The following is a 23,325-nucleotide window of genomic DNA, read 5'->3' on the forward strand; positions in this document are numbered from 1 at the left end:
AATCCCTATGAAATTATTAATCTCTCCCGCTAAAACATTGGACTTAACGACGCAGCCCAGCATGGATACATTCAGCGTACCTGAGCTGGTAGACCATTCTCAGCAACTGATTGATGCCATTAAACCTCACACACCGGCAGACATCGCCTCTTTAATGAAACTCAGCGACAAACTTGCCACCCTCAATGTAGAACGCTATCAAGCATGGCAAAACGACCACACCCCAACCAACAGCCGCCCTGCAATTTATACTTTTATGGGCGATGTTTATACTGGGTTTGACGCTTATTCATTAAGCAAAGACGACATACTGTATGCTCAACAATCATTGCGTATTTTAAGTGGTTTGTATGGTGTACTCAAACCACTCGATCTCATGCAGGCGTATCGTCTTGAAATGGGCACCAAACTTAACAACAGCCGGGGCAGTAACCTGTATCAATTTTGGGGGGACATTATAGTAAACACTTTGAACGACGCTTTGGAAAAAGATGAGCTATTAGTGAACTTGGCGTCGAATGAGTATTTTAAAGCCGTCAACCAAAAAAAGCTCAACGCACCACTCATCACTCCGAATTTTTTAGACGAGAAAAACGGCACCTTCAAAGTCATCAGTTTTTATGCGAAAAAAGCGCGTGGCTTGATGGCACGTTATCTGGTGGAAAATCGCTGTCAAACACTCGATGAACTCAACGCATTTGACGTCGCTGGTTATCGATACGACCCAGCCCAGTCAACCAAAGAAGTACCCGTATTTATTCGCCCAGAAAGCGCTCAACCTAAGAAGTAGCGCGCTACTTACCGAACCATTGACCAATAGTAACTCGGTCGTTGCCGCCTAAGTCTTGAAAGTTAGTGACCTGAGTAAACCCTGCGGTGGTTAAACATTCTCGAACCGCTGAGGCTTGGTCATAGCCATGCTCAAACATCAAATAGGCACCGACTTTCATAAAAGTCGGTGCCGTCGCAACAATATGCTCGATGTCGGCTAGGCCGTGGCGCTCAGCGACAAGCGCACTTCTTGGTTCAAAACGCATATCGCCTTGAGATAAATGCTCGTCGTCTGGGTCAATGTATGGCGGATTAGATACAATTAAATCAAAAAGCGCTTGCCCATGTAACGCATCAAACCAGCTACTTTGTACAAAAGTTGCATTACGAATGTTATTTCGAACCGCATTACGTTGCGCCAAAGCCACAGCCGCTTCGATCAGGTCCACACCAATCACAGTCGATTTAGGCTGCTCTGACGCCAGTGACAAGGCTATTGCCCCCGTTCCGGCGCCCAAATCTAAAATACGGCTTACTTTACCCGTATCCAGCACAGACAATGCCACTTCCACCAGCTTTTCGGTATCGGGTCTTGGAATCAACGTAAACGTTGAGACTTCTAGATCCAAACTCCAAAATGCCTGATGGCCCAGCAAATAGGCCACCGGCTCGCCCTGTGCTCGTCGATCTAACAATTGGTTAAATGCCACCAGCATGTCATCGCTAATGACTTTTTCAGGCCAAGTATAAAAATACGATGTAGACACCGACAAGACATGAGCCAACAAGAGTTGAGCGTCTAATTGTGCTGTCTCAGAGACAAAAACAAGGCGCTCATAGGCGCCTTTTAATACTTCATCTATTCGCATATGCGATGATTGCCTTTTTTTCACAGTTAACGCTTTGTCGCGATCAAACGATTCACGACCGGTTAATTATCGCCACTCAACGCAGCCAGCTGCTCCGCTTGGAATTCATTCACCAAAGGGTTAATCAACACATCCAACTCACCGGTGACAATTTCATCTAATTTGTACAAGGTCAAATTAATGCGATGATCTGTTACCCGCCCTTGTGGGTAGTTATAAGTACGAATACGTTCAGAGCGATCGCCACTTCCCACTAAAGATTTGCGCGCTTCAGATTGTTCGCTGGCGGCTTTCTCTTGCTCGGCAGCTTGCAAACGAGACGCCAACAAAGACATCGCTTTGGCACGGTTCTTATGCTGAGAACGCTCTTCCTGACACTCCACGACAACGCCAGTCGGAATGTGTGTCAAACGAATCGCAGAATCGGTTTTGTTAACGTGCTGACCACCCGCGCCGGAAGCACGGAAAGTGTCAATTCGCAAATCGCCTTTATTGATGATGATGTCGTCTAGCTCATCCATTTCGGGCATCACCGCCACGGTACAAGCTGAGGTATGAATTCGGCCTTGTGATTCCGTTGCAGGGACTCGCTGCACGCGGTGTGCACCAGATTCGAATTTCAGTTTAGAATACGCTCCCTCACCGACAATACGCGCAATAACTTCTTTGTAACCACCATGCTCGCCGTCGCTGGCGCTAACGATTTCCACTTTCCAACGTTGCGTCTCAGCATAGCGCGAATACATGCGAAATAAGTCGCCAGAAAAAATAGACGCTTCATCGCCACCGGTACCAGCACGAACTTCTAAAAAGACGTTGCGGGAATCGTTCGGGTCTTTTGGCAACAACAATTTTTGTAACACCAGTTGCAAAGCGTCTTTTTGCACCTGTCCCGCTTTGTACTCCTCTACGCCCATGTCTTTAATATCAGGGTCAGAGTCGGTCATCATCAGTTCCGCTTCAGCGATGTTTTCATCGATTTGCTGAAATTCATTGAAACACTTAACCACAGGCTCAAGCTCTGCATACTCTTTAGAATAGGCACGGAATAGATCTTGATCCATAATGACTTCAGCAACACTTAATAGCACCGCCAGTTCATCATAACGATCAGACAAACTTTCTAATTTTAATTTTATCGATTCTTTCATTGTTTAATGGTCTTTTTGTTCGTAAATGCCCAACACACTTGAGGCAATGTTTAATGCTTCTTGATCAGCATCAGCACCTGCATCACGTAAATAACGCGTCGGCGCGTGAATGAGTTTGTTCATCAAGCCATGAGCCAGTTTATTCAAAACCTGCTCTGGGGGCTGGCCCATTGCAATACTTTTTAACGCCTTGTCGAGCTCGACATTTTTCATTGTTTCAGCGGATTTACGAAAGGTCACGATGAGTTCAGATACTTTTCTTGACTCCATCACCCTTCGGTAGGAACTCACCCCTTCTTCGATCATTTGTTCCGCCGCTTTCGCGGCATCTTGCCTTGCTCTGACATTTTCTTCAATCACTGAATGAAGATCGTCCACGGTATAAAGATAAGCATCGTTTACCCCTTCGACTTCAGGCTCAATGTCTCGAGGTACGGCAATATCAATTAACAACATAGGGGCATGGCGGCGTTTTGCTGTAGCTCGCTCAACCATGCCTTTACCAATGATGGGCAACTGGCTGGCTGTGGACGAAATCACAATGTCCGCTTGGGATAAATAGTCACCTATCTCACCGAGCATAATGGCTTCAGCGTTTAATTCGTTGGCCAAGGTTTCAGCTCTAGCCAAAGTGCGATTCGCAACAATGATGCGCTTAACACCCTGTTCTTTAAGGTGTCTAGCAACCAGTTCAATGGTCTGTCCTGCTCCAATTAATAATGCCGTACTGTGACGAATGTCCGCAAAAATACGTTGCGCTAAACTCACGGCTGCAAACGCAATCGAGACCGGATTCTCACCTATCGCGGTATCAGTACGAACACGTTTAGCGACGGAAAAAGTACGTTGGAATAAAGATTCAAGCTCAGGACCAATGCACGCACCTTCTTGAGACACGGCATAAGCCGACTTCACTTGACCAAGAATTTGCGGCTCACCAAGAATTAAAGAGTCCAAACCAGATGCAACGCGCATCACATGACGAACGCTGTCGTCGTCCGCGTGCACATAGCAATACTGCTGCAAATCGCTCAGCGACACGCCATGATAATTAGCCAGCCACTCAAGCACCAAGTTAGCTTGGCTTACATCGTCGATCGAACAATACAATTCGGTACGATTGCAAGTTGATACAATTACGGCTTCAGTGGCGCTGTTGTTCGAAATAAGAGAAGTCAAGGCATCGATCATTTTCTCAGGCGCAAAGGCCACACGCTCACGTATCGCAACGGGCGCGGTTTTATGATTCACACCTACAGTAATTAGCGGCATTCAGACTCTTCTCAAAGATTGAGGTGTTAATGTGATGAGAGTCATACGCGGTAGCGATATGTCTCTTCACATAAAAACCACTATTATACGAGAAATTCGCTTTTTTTCGCACCCCATATGATCAATAAAAACTCGCCTGATTAGTATATATTGGTACCTGACATCGAGCTTCGCTAACGTTAATATAAGGGCTATATGAATTTAGCATCGAGAAAACCTATGCAAGCTGTTCTGCAGTCGAACGATACGCAACCATTAAAGGGTCTATTCAATCGCCATGCGCGCTTGTTTTTTAATGTCGTTTGCCTTTTATTTCTCACTGCTTGCAGCCACTTAACGTCAGAACAAACACCAGAAAAAACAGTCGCCATTGACATAAAAACAACACCAACGTTAGTGAGCCATGATTACATACGAAAACAACTTAATGCCGAATTCATATTGCAACGAGAAGGCCCCAACAAAGCCTTCGAGGCATTCTATCAACTCGCCACTGAATCTGGCAATCTTCTCTTAATAGAACGCCTAGCCCGCATAGCCATAACATCCCAAAATCCTTTATACATTGAAAAAAGTGCAAACTTATGGCTCTCTGCCGATCCCTACGCGGAAGCGGCTTACGCCTTAAAGCTGCAAATTATTATCAAAGGAAATCGCTCAAAAGACGTCACTGACCTTATCAATAGCGCGATTCAAAACAACGTCCCGCTGCGTTTTTTGCCGCTCTATTTAGAAGAAAATATTCGTGACAACACTCAGGTAACCACCATTGAAAAGGCAATATTGGCCCTGACGCAGCCGGCGCAGAATAATCAATACGTACAACTAAGCCACGCTCACATCTTGTTATTAACGGGGCAATATCAGCTTGCTATTGAGATATCAGAACAACTCCTCTCACATCACGACACTGAAAAAAGCGAAGCACTTTACCTTATATTGTCCTTTGGTCAAAAGAATCTTGATCGCTTAGAAGATGCCATCAGCACACTAAAAATGGCCTGTGAAGCACAACCAGGAAACAGGCGATTGCTAATGCCTCTTATTGATTTCCTAGTTGAAAACCACCAATCAGATAACGCCATTGCAACGTACAGAGCCGCACAATTAAACGCGCCAGAAAAACAGCAAGTTGGCATTAATCTAATGCGCTCATTACTAGAGCGTGACCAACCGGATCTCGCTCTCACTGTCGCGTACAGCTTACCTAACACTGAGCAGGGCCTGAGTGATCAAGTGCAATTCTTGACCGCTATCGCGCTTTCACAACAAGGAAAAAAAGCAGACGCCATTCGCGCCATGGAACAAGTAAATGGCGCACTGAGATCCAATGCAAGCAACCAAATGGCGTTATGGCTCTACGAAGCAAGCCAAGAAAACACCATTAATGACATGATATTGAACCGCACCTTACGTGAAAACATGCCAGAGCAAATTGCCGCGATTAGTGGACTACATGAGGAAAAAGGTCGAATCGATTTGTCTTATGACCTATTTAATCGCGCCCTAATCGCGCTTCCAGAATCCGACATTATCCGTTATCGAAAAGCGCTCCTTGCCGACACAATTGGGCTGTGGGAAGTCACTGAGTCTGAACTGAAAATATTACTGCAAAAAGACACAAACAACCCTCAATATTTGAATGCGCTCGGCTATACATTATTGACACGAACGACTCGCCTTGATGAAGCCATGACTTATATAGAGCTAGCGTATGAAAAAGTAGACGACGACCCCGCCATCATTGACAGCTTAGGGTGGGGCTTTTTCCTAAAAGGCGAACTAGAGCAATCGTCCTATTACCTACAAAAAGCGTGGTCTCTATTGCCAGACGCTGAAATTGCAGCCCATTATGGTGAATCACTGTGGAAGCAACGCCATTACAAAAAAGCGATAGAGATATGGAGAACCGCACTTGAGAGGTCGCCTAACACACCTCTTTTACTGGATACAATACAACGATTATCACCAACAATGCTTGATGATGCACAACAGGAAACGCCGCATGCTTCATAAAACCCTTTACCTGATAGCCACTACCATGCTGATGAGCGCTTGTAGCACACAATCCTCAGGACCCATCACACCACCGCCAAACAACGCCGGTGCCATTTCGAAATGGGAAACCTCTGGACGAGTCGGTATACGCACAAAAAATGACGCCGTCTCAGGCAATTTTACTTGGCAAAAAGACCCCGAAACATTCTCATTAAACATAGTAGGCCCCTTCGGGCAAGGCGCCATCAACCTCAAAAAAACACAAGACAGCCTTATTACCTTAGCCTACGAAGACACGCTAACAACGGGGCATGATGCAGGTGCTTTATTGCAACAAGAACTTGGCTGGGAGTTTCCTGTGGAGCAAGTCACTTTTTGGATCAGAGGGCTGCAAGCACCAAACTCCCCTGCCAAAATAACCCACGACGGCGCGACAAAACAGCCCAATAAAATCGAACAAGATGGCTGGGTGATTCAATACACCAATTTTGTTAACGTAGATGGACTGTCTCTTCCGCAAAAAATGCAGGTCTCTAACCCGCCATTTAAAGTCAATTTGATTATTAACCAATGGACCATTCAGTAAACCAAATGAGATTACCTTCTCCTGCAAAATTAAATTTATTTCTACACATCACCGGCAGACGTGACGACGGCTACCATGAACTGCAAACACTGTTTCAATTTATCGATCTATTCGACACACTCGATTTTTCACTGACACACAATAATCGAATCACCATTTCACCGATTATTGAGCAACTTGCAACAAAAGATAACCTTGTTTATAAAGCCGCAAGGTTACTCACACCTTTTAAAAAAGATGCACTGTTTGGGATTGATATTATTCTCATAAAACAATTACCTATGGGGGGCGGAATCGGGGGTGGCAGCTCAAATGCTGCGACCACTTTATTAGCCTTAAACACTTTATGGGAATGCGGTTTATCCTTGACACAACTGGCCGATTTAGGGGTGCAGCTTGGGGCTGATGTACCGGTCTTTGTCATGGGGTCGTCAGCTTTTGCCGAAGGTGTGGGAGAAAAGCTGCAAGCCGTCGAACTGAGAACACCGTATTACCTGCTTATCAAGCCCAATTGCCACGTGTCAACAGGACAAATATTTACCGATAAATATTTGACAAGAGACACCCCTCCCATCAGAATATCGCACGCCTTAACGCTGGGTGGTCATAATGATTGTTTAGACGTGGTAACAAAGCAGAATCCTGAGGTGAACGAAGCGTATTTGTGGTTGAAAAATCACGGTGACGCTAAGTTAACGGGAACAGGGGCTTGTTTATTTTTAGCATTCGACAGTGAATACGACGCCGAACAACTCAAATCAATTACACCCAAAAAGTGGCAAAGTTGGGTTTGTCGTGGACACAACACCTCGGTGACTCACGATGCGTTAAACCAGTGGATTGAACAACACCGAAATTAATGCCCAAATTAATGCCCATTTTCATAGCTACACAATACAAAGGTATACGCAGTGTCTAAATTGATGGTTTTTACCGGTAATGCCAACCCAGAACTCGCTCGAAGAGTGGTTCGTCGCCTAGGCCTACCCATCGGCAATGCCACCGTTGGTAAATTTAGCGACGGGGAAATTGCGGTTGAAATCAATGAAAATGTACGAGGTAAAGACGTTTTCATCATTCAATCCACCTGCGCCCCAAGTAACGACAACTTGATGGAACTCATTGTTATGGCCGACGCACTACGTCGAGCCTCTGCAACTCGTGTCACGGCAGTGATTCCGTATTTTGGTTACGCTCGACAAGATCGGCGTGTGCGTTCTGCACGCGTCCCCATCACCGCGAAAGTCGTCGCTGACATGATCTCTGCAGTGGGGATTAATCGTGTATTGACCGTCGATCTTCATGCCGACCAAATTCAAGGTTTTTTTGATATCCCTGTAGATAACGTCTATGCCACGCCTTTGCTGCTGGATGACTTGCAACGCCAAGGTCATGAAAACATCTGTGTTGTTTCTCCAGATGTGGGCGGTGTGGTTCGTGCCAGAGCGTTTGCGAAATTACTCGATGATGCAGATCTAGCCATTATAGACAAGCGTCGTCCTCGTGCCAACGAAGCGCAAATCATGCACTTGATTGGTGACGTTGCAGGCAAAACTTGCGTCCTTGTTGACGATATGTGCGACACTGGCGGCACTCTGTGCGCCGCAGCGAAAGCCCTAAAAGAACATGGCGCCACGAAAGTGCTAGCTTACTGCACACACCCGGTATTATCCGGAAAAGCGCTTGAAAACATTAAACATTCCGTGCTTGATGAGTTGGTCGTGACTGATACCATCCCATTAACACAAGAGGCGCTTAACTGCCCTCAGATACGCCAATTGTCAATGTCTGACATTATGGCGGAGGCTGTTCGTCGTGTATGCAACGAAGAGTCTATCAGTGCCATGTTTGGGGCCTAAGCCAAACACTAACGCTCGGAGCGGGTCGCAACTCTGGGCACAAACTTTATTTATTATTAGGAAAATACCATGTCATTATCTATTAATGCCGTTGCTCGTACTCAAGAAGGTAAAGGTGCGAGCCGCCGCCTTCGTAACACTGGCCAAGTACCTGCTGTTATTTATGGCGGTGACGTTGCTCCAGCGTCCATCTCTTTTAAAGACAATGAGTTGCTTAAAGCCGTAGGCACACCAGGTTTTTTAACTGGCCTTGTTGAAGTAACAGTTGAAGGCAACACTGAGCAAGTACTTGTTAAAGCGCTTCAGCGTCACCCATCTACTGGCGCCGTTATGCACATGGATCTTCAGCGCGTTCAAGCGGACAAGACGATCACAACTCGCGTTCCTTTAAGCTTCATCAATGCCGCACAAAGTGAAGGCGTTAGCAAGCAAGGTGGTCGTCTGACTGTAGAATCTAAACTGGCTGAAGTTCGTTGTTTACCAGGGAACCTTCCTACTACTTTGACGATCGATGCAATCAATGGTCAACTTGATCAAATCTTCCACTTGTCTGATGTTATCCTTCCAGAAGGTGTTGAGTTAGTTTCTTTGTTGAAAGGCGAAGATCATGACCAACCTATCGCTCGTATCGGCAAGTCTAAACGTTAAGATCACTCATTGAAGGCAGTATTGTGGCAGGTTTCAGATTATTAGTCGGTTTGGGTAATCCAGGCAGCGAATACGAGAACACTCGCCACAATGCAGGCGCTCAGTGGATTGAGGCATTGGCTCGTCAGAGTCAATGCTCTCTTCGAACAGAGAAAAAGTTTTTTGGCCAATTTGGCAAAGTTTTTATAGCTGGTGAAGAGTGTTATCTCCTTATTCCCACCACCTATATGAATTTAAGTGGCAAAGCGGTTCAGGCTGTTTGCCAGTTTTACAAAATCCCTCCTGAAGAAGTCCTTGTTATTCACGATGAATTAGACATCGCCCCTGGCACTGCCAAGTTGAAAAAGGGCGGCGGACACGGTGGTCACAACGGATTAAAAGACATTATTGCCAAGCTAGCGAATAACCGAGAATTTGGTCGTCTTAGAATCGGCATTGGCCACCCAGGTCACGCCAGTCAAGTAGCGAACTATGTGCTGAAAAAAGCATCGCCTGACGACCACACAAAAATCGAACACACAATCGACGAATCATTACGCTATGTAGATGACATTGTTCGCGGTAACTTAAACCCCGTGATGAACCAGCTACACAGCTTCAAAGCATAATCATTTAATTATTAGGAATCTCACTATGGGTTTTAATTGCGGCATCGTTGGGCTACCTAACGTTGGTAAATCGACTCTATTTAACGCCTTAACCAAAGCCGGTATTGGCGCGGAAAACTTCCCTTTTTGTACGATTGAACCAAACGCTGGTGTAGTCGCCATGCCAGATCCACGCTTAGATGCCCTAGCTGAAATCGTTAAACCAGAGCGTGTTCTAGCGACAACGATGGAATTCGTTGATATTGCCGGCCTTGTGGAAGGTGCATCGAAAGGTGAAGGTTTAGGGAATAAATTCCTTGCGAATATTCGTGAAACCGACGCCATCGCTCACGTTGTACGCTGCTTTGAAGACGAAAACGTGATCCACGTTTCTAATCACGTCAACCCTAAGTTAGACATCGAAGTGATTAACTTGGAATTGATTTTCGCTGACATCGAATCCATCGATAAACAACTGTTCCGCACAGCCAAAAATGCAAAAAGTGGCAACAAAGACGCCATCAGCCACAAAGCGTTCCTAGAAAGCATTAAAGAGCACTTAGAGAACGGCCTTCCCGTGCGTGGCATGACTCTATCTGACGACGAGAAAAAAGAAGTCAGAGGTATGCACCTACTGACAACAAAACCGACCATGTACATCGCGAACGTGGCAGAGGATGGCTTTGAAAACAACCCTTACCTCGACCAAGTTCGTGAAATCGCGGCCGCGGAAGGGGCGATGGTAGTCCCCATTTGCAATCAGCTTGAAGCGGAGATTTCTGAGCTAGACGCCGAAGAGATGCAAGAGTTTCTTGACGAGATGGGTATGGCAGAACCGGGCCTCGACCGAGTTATCCGTGCTGGCTATGAACTACTTGGCCTTCAGACCTACTTTACGGCGGGCTTAAAAGAAGTGCGCGCCTGGACGGTCAAGCAAGGTGCAACGGGGCCTCAGGCTGCCGGTGTGATCCACACAGACTTCGAAAAAGGCTTTATCCGAGCTGAAGTAATAGGCTACAACGATTTCATTCAATACAAGGGTGAAAGTGGCTCAAAAGAAGCCGGAAAATGGCGCTTAGAAGGCAAAGAATACATTGTTAAAGATGGCGATGTGATGCATTTCCGCTTTAATGTGTAATAGTTAACAAAACATTTTAAGAAAACACTTGACCCATTAAGCACTTATATGAATAATATCGCGCCACAGAGGCAGTATATTGATTTTTATAAACTGTTTCTTGTGTCAGTCTGATGGGGTATCGCCAAGCGGTAAGGCAACAGGTTTTGATCCTGTCATGCGTAGGTTCGAATCCTTCTACCCCAGCCAACAGACAAGGCTATGTAGCTCAGTTGGTTAGAGCACATCACTCATAATGATGGGGTCACTAGTTCGAATCTAGTCATAGCCACCAATATTCGATAATTGGGGTATCGCCAAGCGGTAAGGCAACAGGTTTTGATCCTGTCATGCGTAGGTTCGAATCCTTCTACCCCAGCCATCGTTACATTGGTGCACACGATTACTGTTCTGTTTAGGCTATGTAGCTCAGTTGGTTAGAGCACATCACTCATAATGATGGGGTCACTAGTTCGAATCTAGTCATAGCCACCAGTCAAAAATTTTGTTAATTGGGGTATCGCCAAGCGGTAAGGCAACAGGTTTTGATCCTGTCATGCGTAGGTTCGAATCCTTCTACCCCAGCCATTTCAATCACAAGCGCACCACTTCAACACACCTCTCGTCCTAAATATTTTCTTCGTTTTCCTTATTTCATTTGATTTTGATTTGCTTGAACCTATAATTAAGCAAAATTTATACTATTCAATAGGGATGCTCATTATGAAATCAACAAAGTTCGCTTTGGCACTATCTACGCTGTTAGTCGCAAACGCTGCCAATGCCGATTTTCTCGGTGCTAACGCAGAAGCTGGGCTTTTTGACAGCGACGATGGCTCTGCGACGTATGCCAGCCTTGATATCCAACACCCTATTCCACTGATTCCAAATCTACGAATGGATGTGTGGGAGTTTGAGTCCGATCCAGCGGGGACAGATATTAGCCACTTAGACTTCACCGGCTACTATGGCATTGGTTTACTATGGGCGAGCATTGAAGGTGGTGTCACTTTCCGGGAGCTCGATATGACCAGAGGCTCACTCAAAGACAGTGAATCTGTTCCTATGCTGTTCTTAGCAGCGTCTCTCGCGATTCCCGGCACTGGCGTCACGCTGGCGGCCGAATCTAAAAGCATTTCCTCTTTTGATGATGTCACCATTACCGATCAAGCGTTTAAAATACAGTACCAGCCGATCCCTGTACTTGGACTAGAAGTTGGTTACCGCTCAATCGAACAAGAAACCAACTTCTTAACCAAAGATTACAATGGTTACTTTATTGGTGTCACACTCGATATTTAACGACATACACTTGAGCCAAACCAAGCGCCAGTTTTTCAAAAAACTGGCGCTTGGTTTTGTCTGACTTACTCACTTTTCGTAAAAACCAACCTCTTTTCGACCACTTCAGCAAGAATACGATCACCAGTAACAAAGTGGCCCGATAATAGCTCATTGGCTAATGGATTCTCTATCCATTTCTGAATGGCGCGCTTCAGAGGACGTGCGCCATAAATAGGATCGTAACCCACTTCTGCAAGATGATTTGCCGCGGCCTCAGTGAGCGTTAACGACATCCCCATTTCTGCCAACCGCTCGTTCAAATGCGCTAACTGAATGGTCGCAATGCCTTTAATTTGCGAACGCATCAACGGATGAAACACCACGGTTTCGTCAATTCTGTTGATAAACTCGGGGCGGAAATGGGTTCCAACGACCTCCATCACTTTTGACTTAATTGCTTCGTATTGATCTGACGTCTGATACTCTTGAATCAAATCGGATCCTAAATTAGACGTCATCACAATCACCGTGTTTCTAAAATCAACCGTACGACCTTGCCCATCCGTCAAACGTCCATCGTCGAGTACTTGCAACAAGATATTAAACACATCGGGATGTGCTTTCTCGACTTCGTCTAACAACAACACAGAATACGGTCGACGTCTTACTGCTTCCGTTAGATAACCGCCTTCCTCGTAGCCGACGTAACCCGGTGGCGCGCCAATTAAACGAGCAACGGAATGCTTTTCCATAAACTCCGACATGTCCACACGCACCATAGCTTGCTCGGTATCAAACAGGAATTTTGCTAACGACTTGCACAATTCGGTTTTGCCCACACCGGTAGGACCTAAGAAAAGAAAGGAGCCATTCGGGCGATTTGGATCGGCCAACCCAGAACGTGACCGGCGCACCGCATTCGACACAGCAACAACTGCTTCCTCTTGTCCCATGACCGACTCATGCAAAGCATCTTCCATGCGCAATAATTTATCACGCTCGCCTTCGAGCATTTTATCGACTGGAATACCGGTCCAACGTGACACCACGGTCGCTATTTCTTCTTCCGTGACACGACGTTTCAATAATTTGGTTTCGGTGTTTTCTTCTGCTTTACTGGCTTTTTCAATCTCAGCCTCTAACATTGGGATCACACCATATTGCAACTCAGACATTTTTGCCAAGTTACCACTGCGGCGCGCTTCTTCCATTTCATGACGAACCGACTCAAGCTCTTCTTTGAGTTTCTGTGCGCCCTGCACGGCGGCTTTTTCAGCGTTCCAAATTTCTTCAAGATCCGAAAACTGCTTTTGCAGATGATCGATCTCGACATTAAGCTCATCCAGACGCAATTTCGAAGCGCGGTCTTTTTCTTTCTTTAACGCTTCTTTTTCGATTTTTAATTGAATCAAACGACGCTCTAACCGATCCATGTCCTCAGGTTTGGAATCCATCTCCATGCGAATACGGCTGCCCGCCTCATCAATCAGATCGATGGCTTTATCCGGTAATTGGCGGTCGGTGATGTAACGCTGAGACAACTTCGCGGCCGCAATAATCGCCGAGTCGGTAATATCGACGCCATGGTGCACTTCATAACGTTCTTTTAAGCCACGCAAAATCGCAATGGAATCCAGCACGCTTGGCTCTTCCACCAGCACTTTTTGGAAACGACGTTCCAACGCAGCGTCTTTTTCAATAAACTGACGGTATTCGTCCAGCGTGGTCGCACCGACGCAATGGAGCTCTCCGCGCGCCAAAGCCGGTTTGAGCATATTGCCGGCGTCCATCGAACCTTCAGATTTACCCGCCCCAACCATGGTATGAATCTCATCGATGAACAAGATGATTTGACCATCTTGTTTCGCGAGTTCATTCAGCAAGGCTTTGAGGCGCTCTTCAAATTCACCACGATATTTCGCACCAGCAATCAGTGCCGCCATATCCAACGACAACACGCGTTTGTTTTTCAGACCTTCTGGCACTTCACCATTAATAATCCGCTGGGCCAGCCCTTCCACAATCGCGGTTTTACCGACGCCTGGCTCACCGATTAATACCGGGTTGTTTTTACGGCGACGCTGCAATACTTGAATAGTGCGACGGATTTCGTCATCTCGACCAATAACCGGGTCAAGCTTACCTTCTGCGGCACGAGCAGTAAGGTCTATAGTATATTTATCCAATGCTTGACGATTCTCTTCCGCGTCAGGATCGTTTACCGAATCCCCACCGCGAATACTGTCGATAACAGACGCAATATCCGCTTTGGTCACGCCACTGGCTTTTAAACGCTTCGCTAAGTCGTCCTTACCTTCAAACATCGCCATTAAGACCAATTCCGATGAAATATACTGATCTTTGCGCTTTTGCGCTTCTTTGTCGGCGAGATTTAATAAACGCCCCAACTCTGGCGACATTTGAATATTACCATCGTGGTTTTGTACTTTGGGTAAGCGTGTTAACAGCTCATTTAAGCCATCACGAAACTTCGCTACAGCAATGCCTGACTGCTGCAAAATCGGGCGTGTGCTGCCACCCTGCTGATCCAGTAGTGCGATCATCAAATGAAGTGATTCAATATAAGAATGGTCTTGCCCTAATGCCACAGACTGAGCATCGGACAAGGCTAATTGCAGTTTACTGGTTAAACGATCGATACGCATAATCTGGCATCCTTCACAAAATAAGAGGAATAAATCAATTAACAGCTTAATAGTATTCAAATTTGGCTTTTCAAGAGCAAGAGTGTCATTTTTTTGACACCCGCCAACAAAGCCATTAATTTATCCCTTATTGAGCCAAATAACCGACGCCATACGACCGGTTTGACCGTCACGTCGATAAGAATAAAAACGCTCCACGTCGGTGAAAGTGCAATGGTCACCGCCATAAATGTGTGTCACACCGGCTGCCTGCAAACGCTGCGTTGCTAACATATAAAGATCGCCTAGCCATTTACCCGCCTGCTGACTAGGCGCAAACGCTTTCTGAGCATCAAGCGACACAGAGACAAAGGCACTCTTCACCTCGTCGCCCACCTCAAACGCCGTCGGGCCAATAGCTGGACCAAGCCAAACCATCACGCTTGATGGGTCGTCAAAACACCTCAACGTTGCTTCCAGCACACCAGCACACAAACCTCTCCAGCCCGCGTGCGCCACCGCGACTTGAGAACCCAGTGAATCACAAAAAAACACCGGCAAACAGTCCGCCGTCAACACCGCACACACTTGCTGTGCAGTACGGGTAAACGCGGCATCGGCCGACTCAGGGATAGCATTATTTAACAAGGGGTCGTATGGCAAGGTCACCACATCGGTACCGTGAACCTGATTCAGCCACTGCACGGAATCAGGCATGTTCACATAAGACGAAAATAGATCACGATTTTGTTGAACCGCAATAGGTTCGTCTTGCACATGCATTCCCAGATTTAACGCGTCAAAAGGCGTTGCACTGACCCCGCCAATACGCGTAGAAACATACGCTCGCACAGAAACCGGAGCAGGCCAAGTAGGAGAAATATAAGCAAGACGATCAGAAGACATAAAATTCTCCGTAAAAACAGCAGATTAAACATACAAAAAATGCGTTTAACCTAAATCTAAAAAAATAAAAAAGGCTGCCTAAGCAGCCTCAATTATGCAGAACCCATTAAAAATATTCTGAGTCATTACTGCCCGACTCAACCATGTCTTTTTTGAGGGCATTAATCAGCTTTTGCATATCCGCTGGCAAATCCACTTCCCATTCCATCCACTCACCTGTAATGGGGTGCGCCAGAGCGAGCTTCTTCGCGTGCAAAGCCTGACGACGGAAATGACGTAATTCATCCTGCAATTCAGGTGAACAGGCTTTGGGCATTTTCAAACGACCGCCGTATTGTGGATCGCCCACCAATGGGTATTGAATAAACGCCATATGCACACGAATTTGATGCGTACGGCCGGTTTCCAATTTCAAACGAATGTGTGTGTGATTTTTAAAACGCTCAACTAAGCGGTAATGCGTTACAGCCTCTTTACCATTCACCGGCTCAACCGCTTGCTTTTGACGATTATGTGGATGACGACCAATCGGCTCATCCACTTCACCACCGCCCGTCATCACACCGATGGAAATCGCTTCGTATTCACGACCCATACTCCGCTCTTGTAGCTGCGCGACCAAGTCTGTCTGCGCAATCAACGTCTTGGCGACCACCATCAACCCGGTGGTTTCTTTGTCAAGACGATGAACAATGCCCGCACGAGGAATGTGCGCGGTTTCTGGGGCGTGGTGCAGTATCGCGTTCATCAAGGTGCCATCGCGATTACCCACCGCTGGATGCACGACCAAACCCGCGGGTTTGTTGACAATAATAATGTCGTCATCTTCATAAACGATGTCTAAGGTCATTTCTTGCGCTTCATGATCGGCTTGCGCTTCGATCACAATGTCAAGAGAGACCACCTCGCCACCAAATAGCTTTTCCTTGGGCTTGGTGACCTTGCCATCGACTCTCAACACGCCTTCTTTTATCCAACTTTGAATACGCGAACGGGAATAGTCGTTAAACAACTCGGTCGCAATTTGATCAAATCGGTTACCGCCCAAATCGAACGGGACTTGGGCTTCTTTTACTATGCGCTCTGCCATACAATGTACTTTATTCTGTTGTTTTCAGCTCGTTGACTTTATCATTGAGACTGAAAGTGAAAAAACGTGTAGCGCCTTGCACTTCATCATCTTTCGCAATTTAACGCTACAAAATGCCGATTGAGGCTAATCTACTACCATATCAAGGGTTTGATTATACATGGGATTCCATCACACGCTGCTCCGTTTCTCTGGAATAGTAAGTTTTTCTTTGCTTGTTGTTGCCTGCTCAAGCAAGCCGGTACAAGCTCCTGACTTACCAGAACGCACTTACTACGACAAAGCCCAGCAAGCTCTAGAAAACAACCTTCCTTCCACGGCCATAAAACATCTTAAAGACCTAGATTCACGCTATCCCTTTGGTGAATTCAGTACGCGCGCTGAATTAGATTTAATGTACGCTCAAATGGAAGCCAGCGAGTTTATCGGAGCGCATGCATCGGCCGAGCGATTTATTAAAAACCACCCAGAACACGAATCACTGGATTACGCTTATTACATGCGAGCGCTATCAACTTACAAAGGTGCGGAAAGCTTAACGTCTCGCTACTTAGGTCTAGACCCAAGCGAACGAGACTCAAAGGAACTTGCCAAGGCGTTTAACGAACTTGCTGATCTTACTGTGCGCTTTCCGAACAGCGCTTATGCTCCAGACAGCAAGGCCCGAATGTATTACCTTCGAAACATGGTCGCGCGCCACGAACTGCAAGTAGCTTATTATTACTTAAAAAGAAAAGCGCCCCTATCCGCTTTACGACGCAGCCAAGAAGTCATTCTGAGTTACCCCAGCTCGGACTCCGTAGAAGAAGCCCTAGCTATTAACATTCAATCTTACAACGATCTACAGCAAATCGATCTGGCGCAACAAAACCTAGAGATTCTAAAGCAAAACTTTCCTGCTTCATCGTATATCGATGCCAACGGAGATTTTATTGCCCTCAGTCTACCGAGCGACGCTGACCCAGGCTTTTTATATTGGGTGAGCTTTGGCCTGATTAACTAAACAGCTTACTGTAATGCCACTTGAGTAACAGGGAAGATGATGTCCTCATCGTCTGTTTGCCAAGTGGTATTTTTGATCATCACCACAGATTGAAAGACATCAGAACTCACAAAGTAAGCTAACCATAACCTTACAAATTCATACTTCGATCCATCAAACCATGCTTGATTTACCGCAGCGCATTGTCGAACAAAGGGGAAAATCGCGATATCAGCCAGACTTATAAAATCACCAAATAAAAATGCGCCCTGTGATAACCGCCTTTCTAACCGTTGTAAAAAGCCTTCCGCCTTACGCCGATAATATGCCTCGGTGTGTTCAGGATACCGGTCAGCGTATTTATATCGATCCAACCAATATTTAAAAAATCGATCGTTATACTGAATCCATAACTGCATTTTGAGGCGTGTTCTGGACTCAAGAGGCCATAGCAACTGCTTTGGTTCAACTTCTTTGCTCTTAGACAGCGCCCACAACATAATATCCATACTTTCAGGGTAACGGCATCCATCGGCGTCAATAAGCTGAGGGACACTGGATCGACCACCCAATGCCAACAAGGCCGCTGGCTTTGATTTCAACGCAACTTCCCGCAAATAAACAGGCACTTTTAATACAGCCAATGTATATCTCGCTCTTATAGCATACGGGCAACGCCTGAACGAATACAGAATAGGCAACACAACCTCTCCTCAAAAAAGTTCAAAATCAGTGCATAACGAGGTAATTGCAAAACTGTCGATATAAGCCATATCTATTCGTGGAATAACGAAAAAAGAGAAGACGTGGGCTGCCGTTTCCGGCGACGATAGCGTTCTCACACAACATCGACATACCCACTCTATGAATGCTACGACGCCCCAACAAATAATGCAACGCTGGCAAATCGTTCAAGGCCAATTGATTCCTGCTTTACACCAAGAAATAGGCTTGTTGACCCCAAAACTTGAAAAACTGATTCATATCTTGGAATGGTCTCGCATCGAAGAGTTTGTGACACGTTTTTCGTATCGGACGGGGCGTCCTCCCCATGAACTCGCTTGGTTAGCCAACGCGTTTGTTGCCAAGGTAGTGCTTGGGCTTACCACCACGGTGCATCTAATAGAACGCCTAAACATGGACAAAGCATTACAGCGAATCTGTGGATTTCCGCTTCATAAGAAACTGCCCTCAGCCTCGACTTTTTCTCGTGCGTTCGAGACGTTTGCCAAAGATAAGTTGGCCGAACGTGCCCACGAGGTGCTGATCAAAATGCACTTTGGAGATCGTCTCATTGGGCATATCAGCCGAGACGGGACGGCGATTAAGGTGAGAGAACGTCCACAAAAGATCGACAAAGTGGACACGGATAAACCTAAGCTTAAAGGGCGGCCCCGCAAGGACAAAGATGAAAACCGCCCGATCAAATTCAATGTGGCACGGCAACGTACCCAATGCCTAGAAGAGATGCTTAAAGAGATCCCGGTTGATTGCCGTCGTGGCACAAAATGCAATGCTCAAGGCTATAAAAACAGCTGGAATGGCTACAAACTGCATCTAGACATTGCAGACTGTGGCGTCCCCATCTCCGCTTTGCTGTCCTCAGCCTCCATGCATGACAGCCGTGCCGCCATCCCTCTGTCTCACATCAGTGCGGCGAGGGTGACCAACCTTTATGATCTGATGGACGCCGCCTACTGCAGTATTGACCTGCATGAGCACAGTAGAGAGTTAGGGCATGTGCCCCTGATAGATCACAACCCCAGAGGGGGCGAGAAAGAAGGATTTGAACCCGCCGATACGGTGCGTTATCGGGAACGTTCGGGCGCAGAACGAGCCAATGGCCGACTCAAGGATGAGTTCGGAGGTCGACACATCTGGGTACGTGGTGAGGTAAAAGTCATGAGTCACCTGATGTTTGGCATTTTAGTACTGAGTGTCGATCAACTGCTTCGACTGCGGCAATAAATCGCAGAAAGATAAGTCATGTATCGAGGATATTGTGCTTCTGGGGTGGTCACAGAACGAGCCGCTATGATCAATAAAGAGAGAAAAGCGATGACGACCTAGTCAAAATAGAAAATGCATAGAAACACATGCTTAACTGAGTAAAAAAACAGCCTCTAAAAGGGCGATAAGTTATCCACAAATGGGTTGGCTATTAGTTTTGCAAGATGCTCTAACAATAAATTCGCTTAAAAAAGCACCAAAATGGAACGATTTTTGCTTGAATAATTAAAGAAAAGGGCTTTGTGAGTATTTAAACCAACATAAAGCCCCAAGTTAGAGCAAAAAACCAAAATAAAACACCATTAAGGTGCAAAAAACATCAGGAGCGACAAGTGACCCCCTTAAACAGTGCAGTGGAAACGCTGGTTTCCAGTTCAAATACGTTATTTATACTGCTTGGCGCCATTATGGTGTTTGCCATGCATGCTGGATTTGCTTTTTTAGAAGTCGGCACAGTACGACATAAAAACCAAGTCAATGCCTTGGTTAAGATTATGACCGATTTTGCCATCTCAGCTTTGGTCTATTTTTTTGTAGGTTATCATATTGCCTATGGCGTTTCTTTTTTCGACAGCGCGGCTGTACTGTCTCAAGAGAACGGTTACAGCTTGGTTAAGTTTTTCTTTTTGATGACGTTTGCCGCTGCCATTCCGGCCATCATTTCAGGAGGCGTAGCCGAACGTGCGAAATTTTACCCTATGCTCATTTCAGCCGCGATGATTGTTGGTGTTGCTTATCCTTTTTTTGAAGGGATTGTCTGGAACGGTAACTACGGCATACAAGATTGGCTCAGTACCGAATTTGGCGCCCCTTTTCATGATTTTGCTGGCTCTGTGGTGGTACATGCCTTTGGCGGCTGGGTCGCACTTGCTGCTATTATTTTACTAGGGACACGTAACGGACGCTTTAGAAACGGTAGGCTCGTGGCATTCGCTCCATCTAATATTCCATTCCTCGCCTTGGGAGCATGGATTCTTTGTATTGGCTGGTTCGGATTCAACGTAATGTCTGCACAAACCCTAGATGGCGTCAGCGGCCTTGTCGCAGTCAATTCTCTGATGGCAATGGTTGGCGGAATCATCACCGCGATGATATTCGGAAAAAATGACCCTGGCTTTATCCACAATGGCCCCTTAGCGGGACTGGTTGCAATCTGTGCAGGGTCCGACATCATGCACCCAATTGGAGCACTTGCAACCGGCGCGCTGGCTGGCGCCATTTTTACGGTGTTATTTACCCTGATTCAGCAGAAATTCAAGCATACTGATGACGTTCTTGGTGTTTGGCCGTTACATGGCGTGTGTGGTGCTTGGGGTGGCATTGCGGCAGGTATTTTTGGGTCTGAGGCAATGGGCGGCTTAGGTGGCGTTAGCCTTGTCTCTCAGTTGATCGGAAGTCTCGCAGGCATGGTTATCGCACTGGTCAGTGGCTTCATTGTTTATGGTCTCGTTAAGTCGGTCAGTGGATTACGCTTAAGTGAAGAAGACGAATTTAATGGTGCCGATTTATCCATCCATAAAATTGGCTCAACAGGCAAAGAATAACGATTTTTTCGCCTTAAAATAAAGTACACGGCGTATTTAAAAACCAGCATGGCATCCCTGCTGGTTTTTTAGTTTGGCTCGTTGCAAACACCCAATACTCGCTTACTTTTGCTACACTGACGTTTTTTAACGCAGGTATCTCATGAACATTTGGCTTTTAACCCACAGTGAAGAAATCAAAAAAACAACGGGCACCGGCACACTGGTGAAAGAGATACTCAATGACGACTGTCACCTGATGGTTTGGTCACGGGTAGAACCCAACGCAGCGGTGCTGCGACTTTCCCCCTTGGATACCGTACTTATTTACCCCCATATGACACACTGCACCAAAGCCGTTAGCGTCGCAATTAAAGCAATTAAAAACGTGTTGATACTTGATGGTACTTGGCAGCAAGCACGCAAAATGTACAATCAATCCCCTTATCTTCAACGCTTTGATCACTATGAAATACAGGGGCTTCGTTCGGCTTACAGTAAACGACGTAATCAGAAAGACACTGGGTTGTGCACAGCAGAGGTCGCCATCCACATATTAATGGAACAACAACACCCCGCCGCACCGGCATTAGCGGATCGATTTGCCGAGTTCAATCAGTCACCTTAATACGAATATCACCCAAATGCTCTACCCATGCCAGCATCTCATCACCGACTAACACAGGACCCACATTTTCCGGTGTACCTGTCATAATTAAATCCCCTGCTCGCAGTTCAAACACGTCAGATAACTTGCAAATCACCTCTTCGATTGACCATGTAAGATTAGAAATTCGGCTCTTTTGTTTAAGCTCGTCATTCACTTTCAGTCCAATGTTCGCATCAGCAAGATGTTTAGTGAGCGTATCTGTTTTTAAAAAAACAGGTCCAACTGGTGCGGATTCATCAAACGATTTACCCACTTCCCAAGGACGCCCTTTTTTCTTTGCTTGACCTTGTAGATCTCGTCGCGTCATATCCAAGCCAACGGCATAACCTAAGACCGCCTCAGCCGCTTGCTCTAAAGTCAAATTTTTACCGCCTTTACCTAAAGCAACCACCAACTCTACCTCGTATTCAAACTGCGTCGACGCCATAGGGTAAGCAATATTTGTCGTCTGTGACAACGCAGCGGGCACAACACACGAAGCGTCTTTAGCGAAAAAGAACGGCGGATCTCTGTCCGGATCATCCCCCATTTCTCTCGCATGTTCTGCGTAATTTCGTCCAACGCAATACACTCGACCAACCGGAAACACCTGATCACTATCAACAACAGGCAAATACACACGCGCTTGTTCTGATACGATATTTTTCACAAGAACCTCCGTAAATTAGACAAAAAATGGTTAAAAATGTCCGGTCTTAAGCCAAACAAAACAGTCTGACGAGACACGCCAATGCGTCGGATCAAAAGCGGGCTCACGCAACCAAGTACCCGCAGTTAATGACTTACCATTGTATTGGGCCTCACCGGATAGTACAAATACCTCAACTGAGTTATCTAGGTCCAATGTCTCCAAGGTATTTTCATTATTTTTGATTCTAACCAACCACACGCGCTCAGTGCGAAATTCATAAAGCAACGAAGTCTTTGTCACCTTAGAGCCCCAAATGGTTGGCGTTTCTAGGCAAATGTGATTTGTGTCATCAGGTTGAAACTGATGAAGCTTTACCAGCAACAGACAACCACTCGTACTGTAAGGCGCATGAGAACTACCTGGAGGGTTGCGAAAATAATGTCCTGCGGAATAATCACCCTGCTCATCTGAAAAAACACCGTCTAACACCAATATCTCTTCACCCAAAGGATGAGAGTGCGATCGAAACGCCGATCCGGCCTCGTAGCGCACAATACTGGTCGCATGGCCTTGTTCTGCATCTTCACGAGCTAGTGGCTTTCTAAGCACACCCGCCATTGGGCTTCGTTGCCAGGGTTCTGCTTTCGTATTTATTAAGATGGACTGAGTCAAATCCATATTCAACATAAACCGCTACCTATTAAAATACTTGGACGCACGTATTTA

22 protein-coding genes and 5 tRNA genes are annotated in these 23,325 nt (G+C 46.2%); 18 read left to right on the forward strand and 9 right to left on the reverse strand.

The window, feature by feature from the left end; all coding sequences use genetic code 11:
* Nucleotides 1-7 precede the first annotated feature (7 nt).
* On the forward strand, nucleotides 8-790 hold the full coding sequence (gene yaaA / locus FXV75_RS12205) for a peroxide stress protein YaaA (RefSeq protein WP_148833776.1): 783 nt from the start codon (nucleotides 8-10) through the stop codon (nucleotides 788-790).
* A gap of 4 nt (nucleotides 791-794) precedes the next feature.
* Here yaaA and prmC read toward each other — a convergent pair whose 3' ends face one another.
* The 3 genes from prmC to hemA form a co-directional block, all read right to left on the reverse strand.
* Entirely contained in the window at nucleotides 795-1,640 is an 846-nt protein-coding gene (prmC, locus tag FXV75_RS12210) for a peptide chain release factor N(5)-glutamine methyltransferase (RefSeq protein WP_148833778.1), read from the reverse strand.
* A gap of 62 nt (nucleotides 1,641-1,702) precedes the next feature.
* A complete protein-coding gene (gene prfA / locus FXV75_RS12215) occupies nucleotides 1,703-2,791 on the reverse strand; it encodes a peptide chain release factor 1 (RefSeq protein WP_148833780.1) in 1,089 nt (362 codons plus the stop codon).
* A 3-nt stretch (nucleotides 2,792-2,794) separates the two neighbouring features.
* Nucleotides 2,795-4,063 carry a glutamyl-tRNA reductase gene (gene hemA, locus FXV75_RS12220; protein ID WP_148833782.1) on the reverse strand — a complete coding sequence of 423 codons (1,269 nt, stop codon included), beginning with the start codon at nucleotides 4,061-4,063 and terminating at the stop codon, nucleotides 2,795-2,797.
* A gap of 219 nt (nucleotides 4,064-4,282) precedes the next feature.
* Here hemA and FXV75_RS12225 point away from each other — a divergent pair, with 219 nt between their 5' ends.
* From FXV75_RS12225 to FXV75_RS12285, 13 genes are all read left to right on the forward strand, one after another.
* Complete coding sequence (locus tag FXV75_RS12225) at nucleotides 4,283-6,079, forward strand: hypothetical protein (RefSeq protein ID WP_262368545.1); 1,797 nt, start codon at nucleotides 4,283-4,285, stop codon at nucleotides 6,077-6,079.
* On the forward strand, nucleotides 6,069-6,647 hold the full coding sequence (gene lolB, locus FXV75_RS12230) for a lipoprotein insertase outer membrane protein LolB (RefSeq protein WP_148833786.1): 579 nt from the start codon (nucleotides 6,069-6,071) through the stop codon (nucleotides 6,645-6,647). The genes FXV75_RS12225 and lolB overlap by 11 nt, the downstream gene beginning before the upstream one ends.
* 5 nt (nucleotides 6,648-6,652) lie before the next feature.
* The gene (gene ispE / locus FXV75_RS12235) at nucleotides 6,653-7,507 is read left to right on the forward strand and encodes a 4-(cytidine 5'-diphospho)-2-C-methyl-D-erythritol kinase (protein WP_262368546.1); all 855 of its coding nucleotides are present in this window, start codon (nucleotides 6,653-6,655) and stop codon (nucleotides 7,505-7,507) included.
* A 51-nt stretch (nucleotides 7,508-7,558) separates the two neighbouring features.
* Nucleotides 7,559-8,506 carry a ribose-phosphate diphosphokinase gene (locus tag FXV75_RS12240; protein WP_148833790.1) on the forward strand — a complete coding sequence of 316 codons (948 nt, stop codon included), beginning with the start codon at nucleotides 7,559-7,561 and terminating at the stop codon, nucleotides 8,504-8,506.
* 69 nt (nucleotides 8,507-8,575) lie between these two features.
* Entirely contained in the window at nucleotides 8,576-9,154 is a 579-nt protein-coding gene (locus tag FXV75_RS12245; protein WP_148833792.1) for a 50S ribosomal protein L25/general stress protein Ctc, read from the forward strand.
* 23 nt (nucleotides 9,155-9,177) lie between these two features.
* Entirely contained in the window at nucleotides 9,178-9,762 is a 585-nt protein-coding gene (gene pth / locus FXV75_RS12250) for an aminoacyl-tRNA hydrolase (protein ID WP_148833794.1), read from the forward strand.
* A 25-nt stretch (nucleotides 9,763-9,787) separates the two neighbouring features.
* A complete protein-coding gene (ychF, locus tag FXV75_RS12255) occupies nucleotides 9,788-10,879 on the forward strand; it encodes a redox-regulated ATPase YchF (protein ID WP_148833795.1) in 1,092 nt (363 codons plus the stop codon).
* A 114-nt stretch (nucleotides 10,880-10,993) separates the two neighbouring features.
* A tRNA-Gln gene (locus FXV75_RS12260) sits at nucleotides 10,994-11,068 on the forward strand.
* An 8-nt stretch (nucleotides 11,069-11,076) separates the two neighbouring features.
* Nucleotides 11,077-11,153 (forward strand) — tRNA-Met (locus FXV75_RS12265).
* A gap of 12 nt (nucleotides 11,154-11,165) precedes the next feature.
* Nucleotides 11,166-11,240: transfer RNA gene (locus FXV75_RS12270), tRNA-Gln, on the forward strand.
* A gap of 36 nt (nucleotides 11,241-11,276) precedes the next feature.
* Nucleotides 11,277-11,353, forward strand: a tRNA-Met gene (locus FXV75_RS12275).
* An 18-nt stretch (nucleotides 11,354-11,371) separates the two neighbouring features.
* Nucleotides 11,372-11,446: transfer RNA gene (locus FXV75_RS12280), tRNA-Gln, on the forward strand.
* A 135-nt stretch (nucleotides 11,447-11,581) separates the two neighbouring features.
* Complete coding sequence (locus tag FXV75_RS12285) at nucleotides 11,582-12,160, forward strand: hypothetical protein (RefSeq protein WP_148833797.1); 579 nt, start codon at nucleotides 11,582-11,584, stop codon at nucleotides 12,158-12,160.
* A gap of 65 nt (nucleotides 12,161-12,225) precedes the next feature.
* On the opposite strand, the gene clpB is transcribed toward FXV75_RS12285, so the two are convergent.
* The 3 genes from clpB to rluD all read right to left on the reverse strand — a co-directional run bounded on the left by clpB (nucleotide 12,226) and on the right by rluD (nucleotide 16,783).
* Nucleotides 12,226-14,808, reverse strand: a complete 2,583-nt coding sequence (gene clpB, locus FXV75_RS12290) for an ATP-dependent chaperone ClpB (protein WP_148833799.1) — start codon at nucleotides 14,806-14,808, stop codon at nucleotides 12,226-12,228.
* Nucleotides 14,809-14,928: 120 nt separating this feature from the next.
* Nucleotides 14,929-15,693, reverse strand: coding sequence for a peptidoglycan editing factor PgeF (gene pgeF / locus FXV75_RS12295; protein ID WP_148833801.1), 765 nt, complete (start codon nucleotides 15,691-15,693; stop codon nucleotides 14,929-14,931).
* 106 nt (nucleotides 15,694-15,799) lie between these two features.
* Entirely contained in the window at nucleotides 15,800-16,783 is a 984-nt protein-coding gene (rluD, locus tag FXV75_RS12300; RefSeq protein ID WP_148833802.1) for a 23S rRNA pseudouridine(1911/1915/1917) synthase RluD, read from the reverse strand.
* A 160-nt stretch (nucleotides 16,784-16,943) separates the two neighbouring features.
* Between rluD and FXV75_RS12305 the strand changes: the two genes are divergently transcribed.
* The gene (locus FXV75_RS12305; RefSeq protein WP_148833805.1) at nucleotides 16,944-17,786 is read left to right on the forward strand and encodes an outer membrane protein assembly factor BamD; all 843 of its coding nucleotides are present in this window, start codon (nucleotides 16,944-16,946) and stop codon (nucleotides 17,784-17,786) included.
* Nucleotides 17,787-17,791: 5 nt separating this feature from the next.
* On the opposite strand, the gene FXV75_RS12310 is transcribed toward FXV75_RS12305, so the two are convergent.
* Nucleotides 17,792-18,469, reverse strand: coding sequence for a glutathione S-transferase (locus FXV75_RS12310; protein WP_187424890.1), 678 nt, complete (start codon nucleotides 18,467-18,469; stop codon nucleotides 17,792-17,794).
* A gap of 160 nt (nucleotides 18,470-18,629) precedes the next feature.
* On the opposite strand from FXV75_RS12310, the gene FXV75_RS12315 reads away from it, so the two are divergent.
* From FXV75_RS12315 to FXV75_RS12325, 3 genes are all read left to right on the forward strand, one after another.
* Nucleotides 18,630-19,733, forward strand: a complete 1,104-nt coding sequence (locus FXV75_RS12315; protein WP_187424847.1) for a transposase — start codon at nucleotides 18,630-18,632, stop codon at nucleotides 19,731-19,733.
* A gap of 374 nt (nucleotides 19,734-20,107) precedes the next feature.
* Nucleotides 20,108-21,319 carry an ammonium transporter gene (locus tag FXV75_RS12320; protein WP_148833807.1) on the forward strand — a complete coding sequence of 404 codons (1,212 nt, stop codon included), beginning with the start codon at nucleotides 20,108-20,110 and terminating at the stop codon, nucleotides 21,317-21,319.
* Between the two features lie 142 nt (nucleotides 21,320-21,461).
* Nucleotides 21,462-21,926 (forward strand): DTW domain-containing protein, encoded by a 465-nt coding sequence (locus FXV75_RS12325; protein WP_148833809.1) that lies wholly within the window; start codon nucleotides 21,462-21,464, stop codon nucleotides 21,924-21,926.
* On the opposite strand, the gene FXV75_RS12330 is transcribed toward FXV75_RS12325, so the two are convergent.
* Nucleotides 21,910-22,617: a fumarylacetoacetate hydrolase family protein gene (locus FXV75_RS12330; protein WP_148833811.1), complete on the reverse strand. Its 708-nt coding sequence runs from the start codon at nucleotides 22,615-22,617 to the stop codon at nucleotides 21,910-21,912. The genes FXV75_RS12325 and FXV75_RS12330 overlap by 17 nt on opposite strands.
* A 30-nt stretch (nucleotides 22,618-22,647) precedes the next feature.
* Nucleotides 22,648-23,286, reverse strand: a complete 639-nt coding sequence (locus FXV75_RS12335; protein WP_148833813.1) for a cupin domain-containing protein — start codon at nucleotides 23,284-23,286, stop codon at nucleotides 22,648-22,650.
* Nucleotides 23,287-23,325 lie beyond the last annotated feature (39 nt).

This window comes from Marinomonas sp. IMCC 4694, from assembly GCF_008122525.1.
Classification (GTDB): Bacteria; Pseudomonadota; Gammaproteobacteria; order Pseudomonadales; family Marinomonadaceae; genus Marinomonas.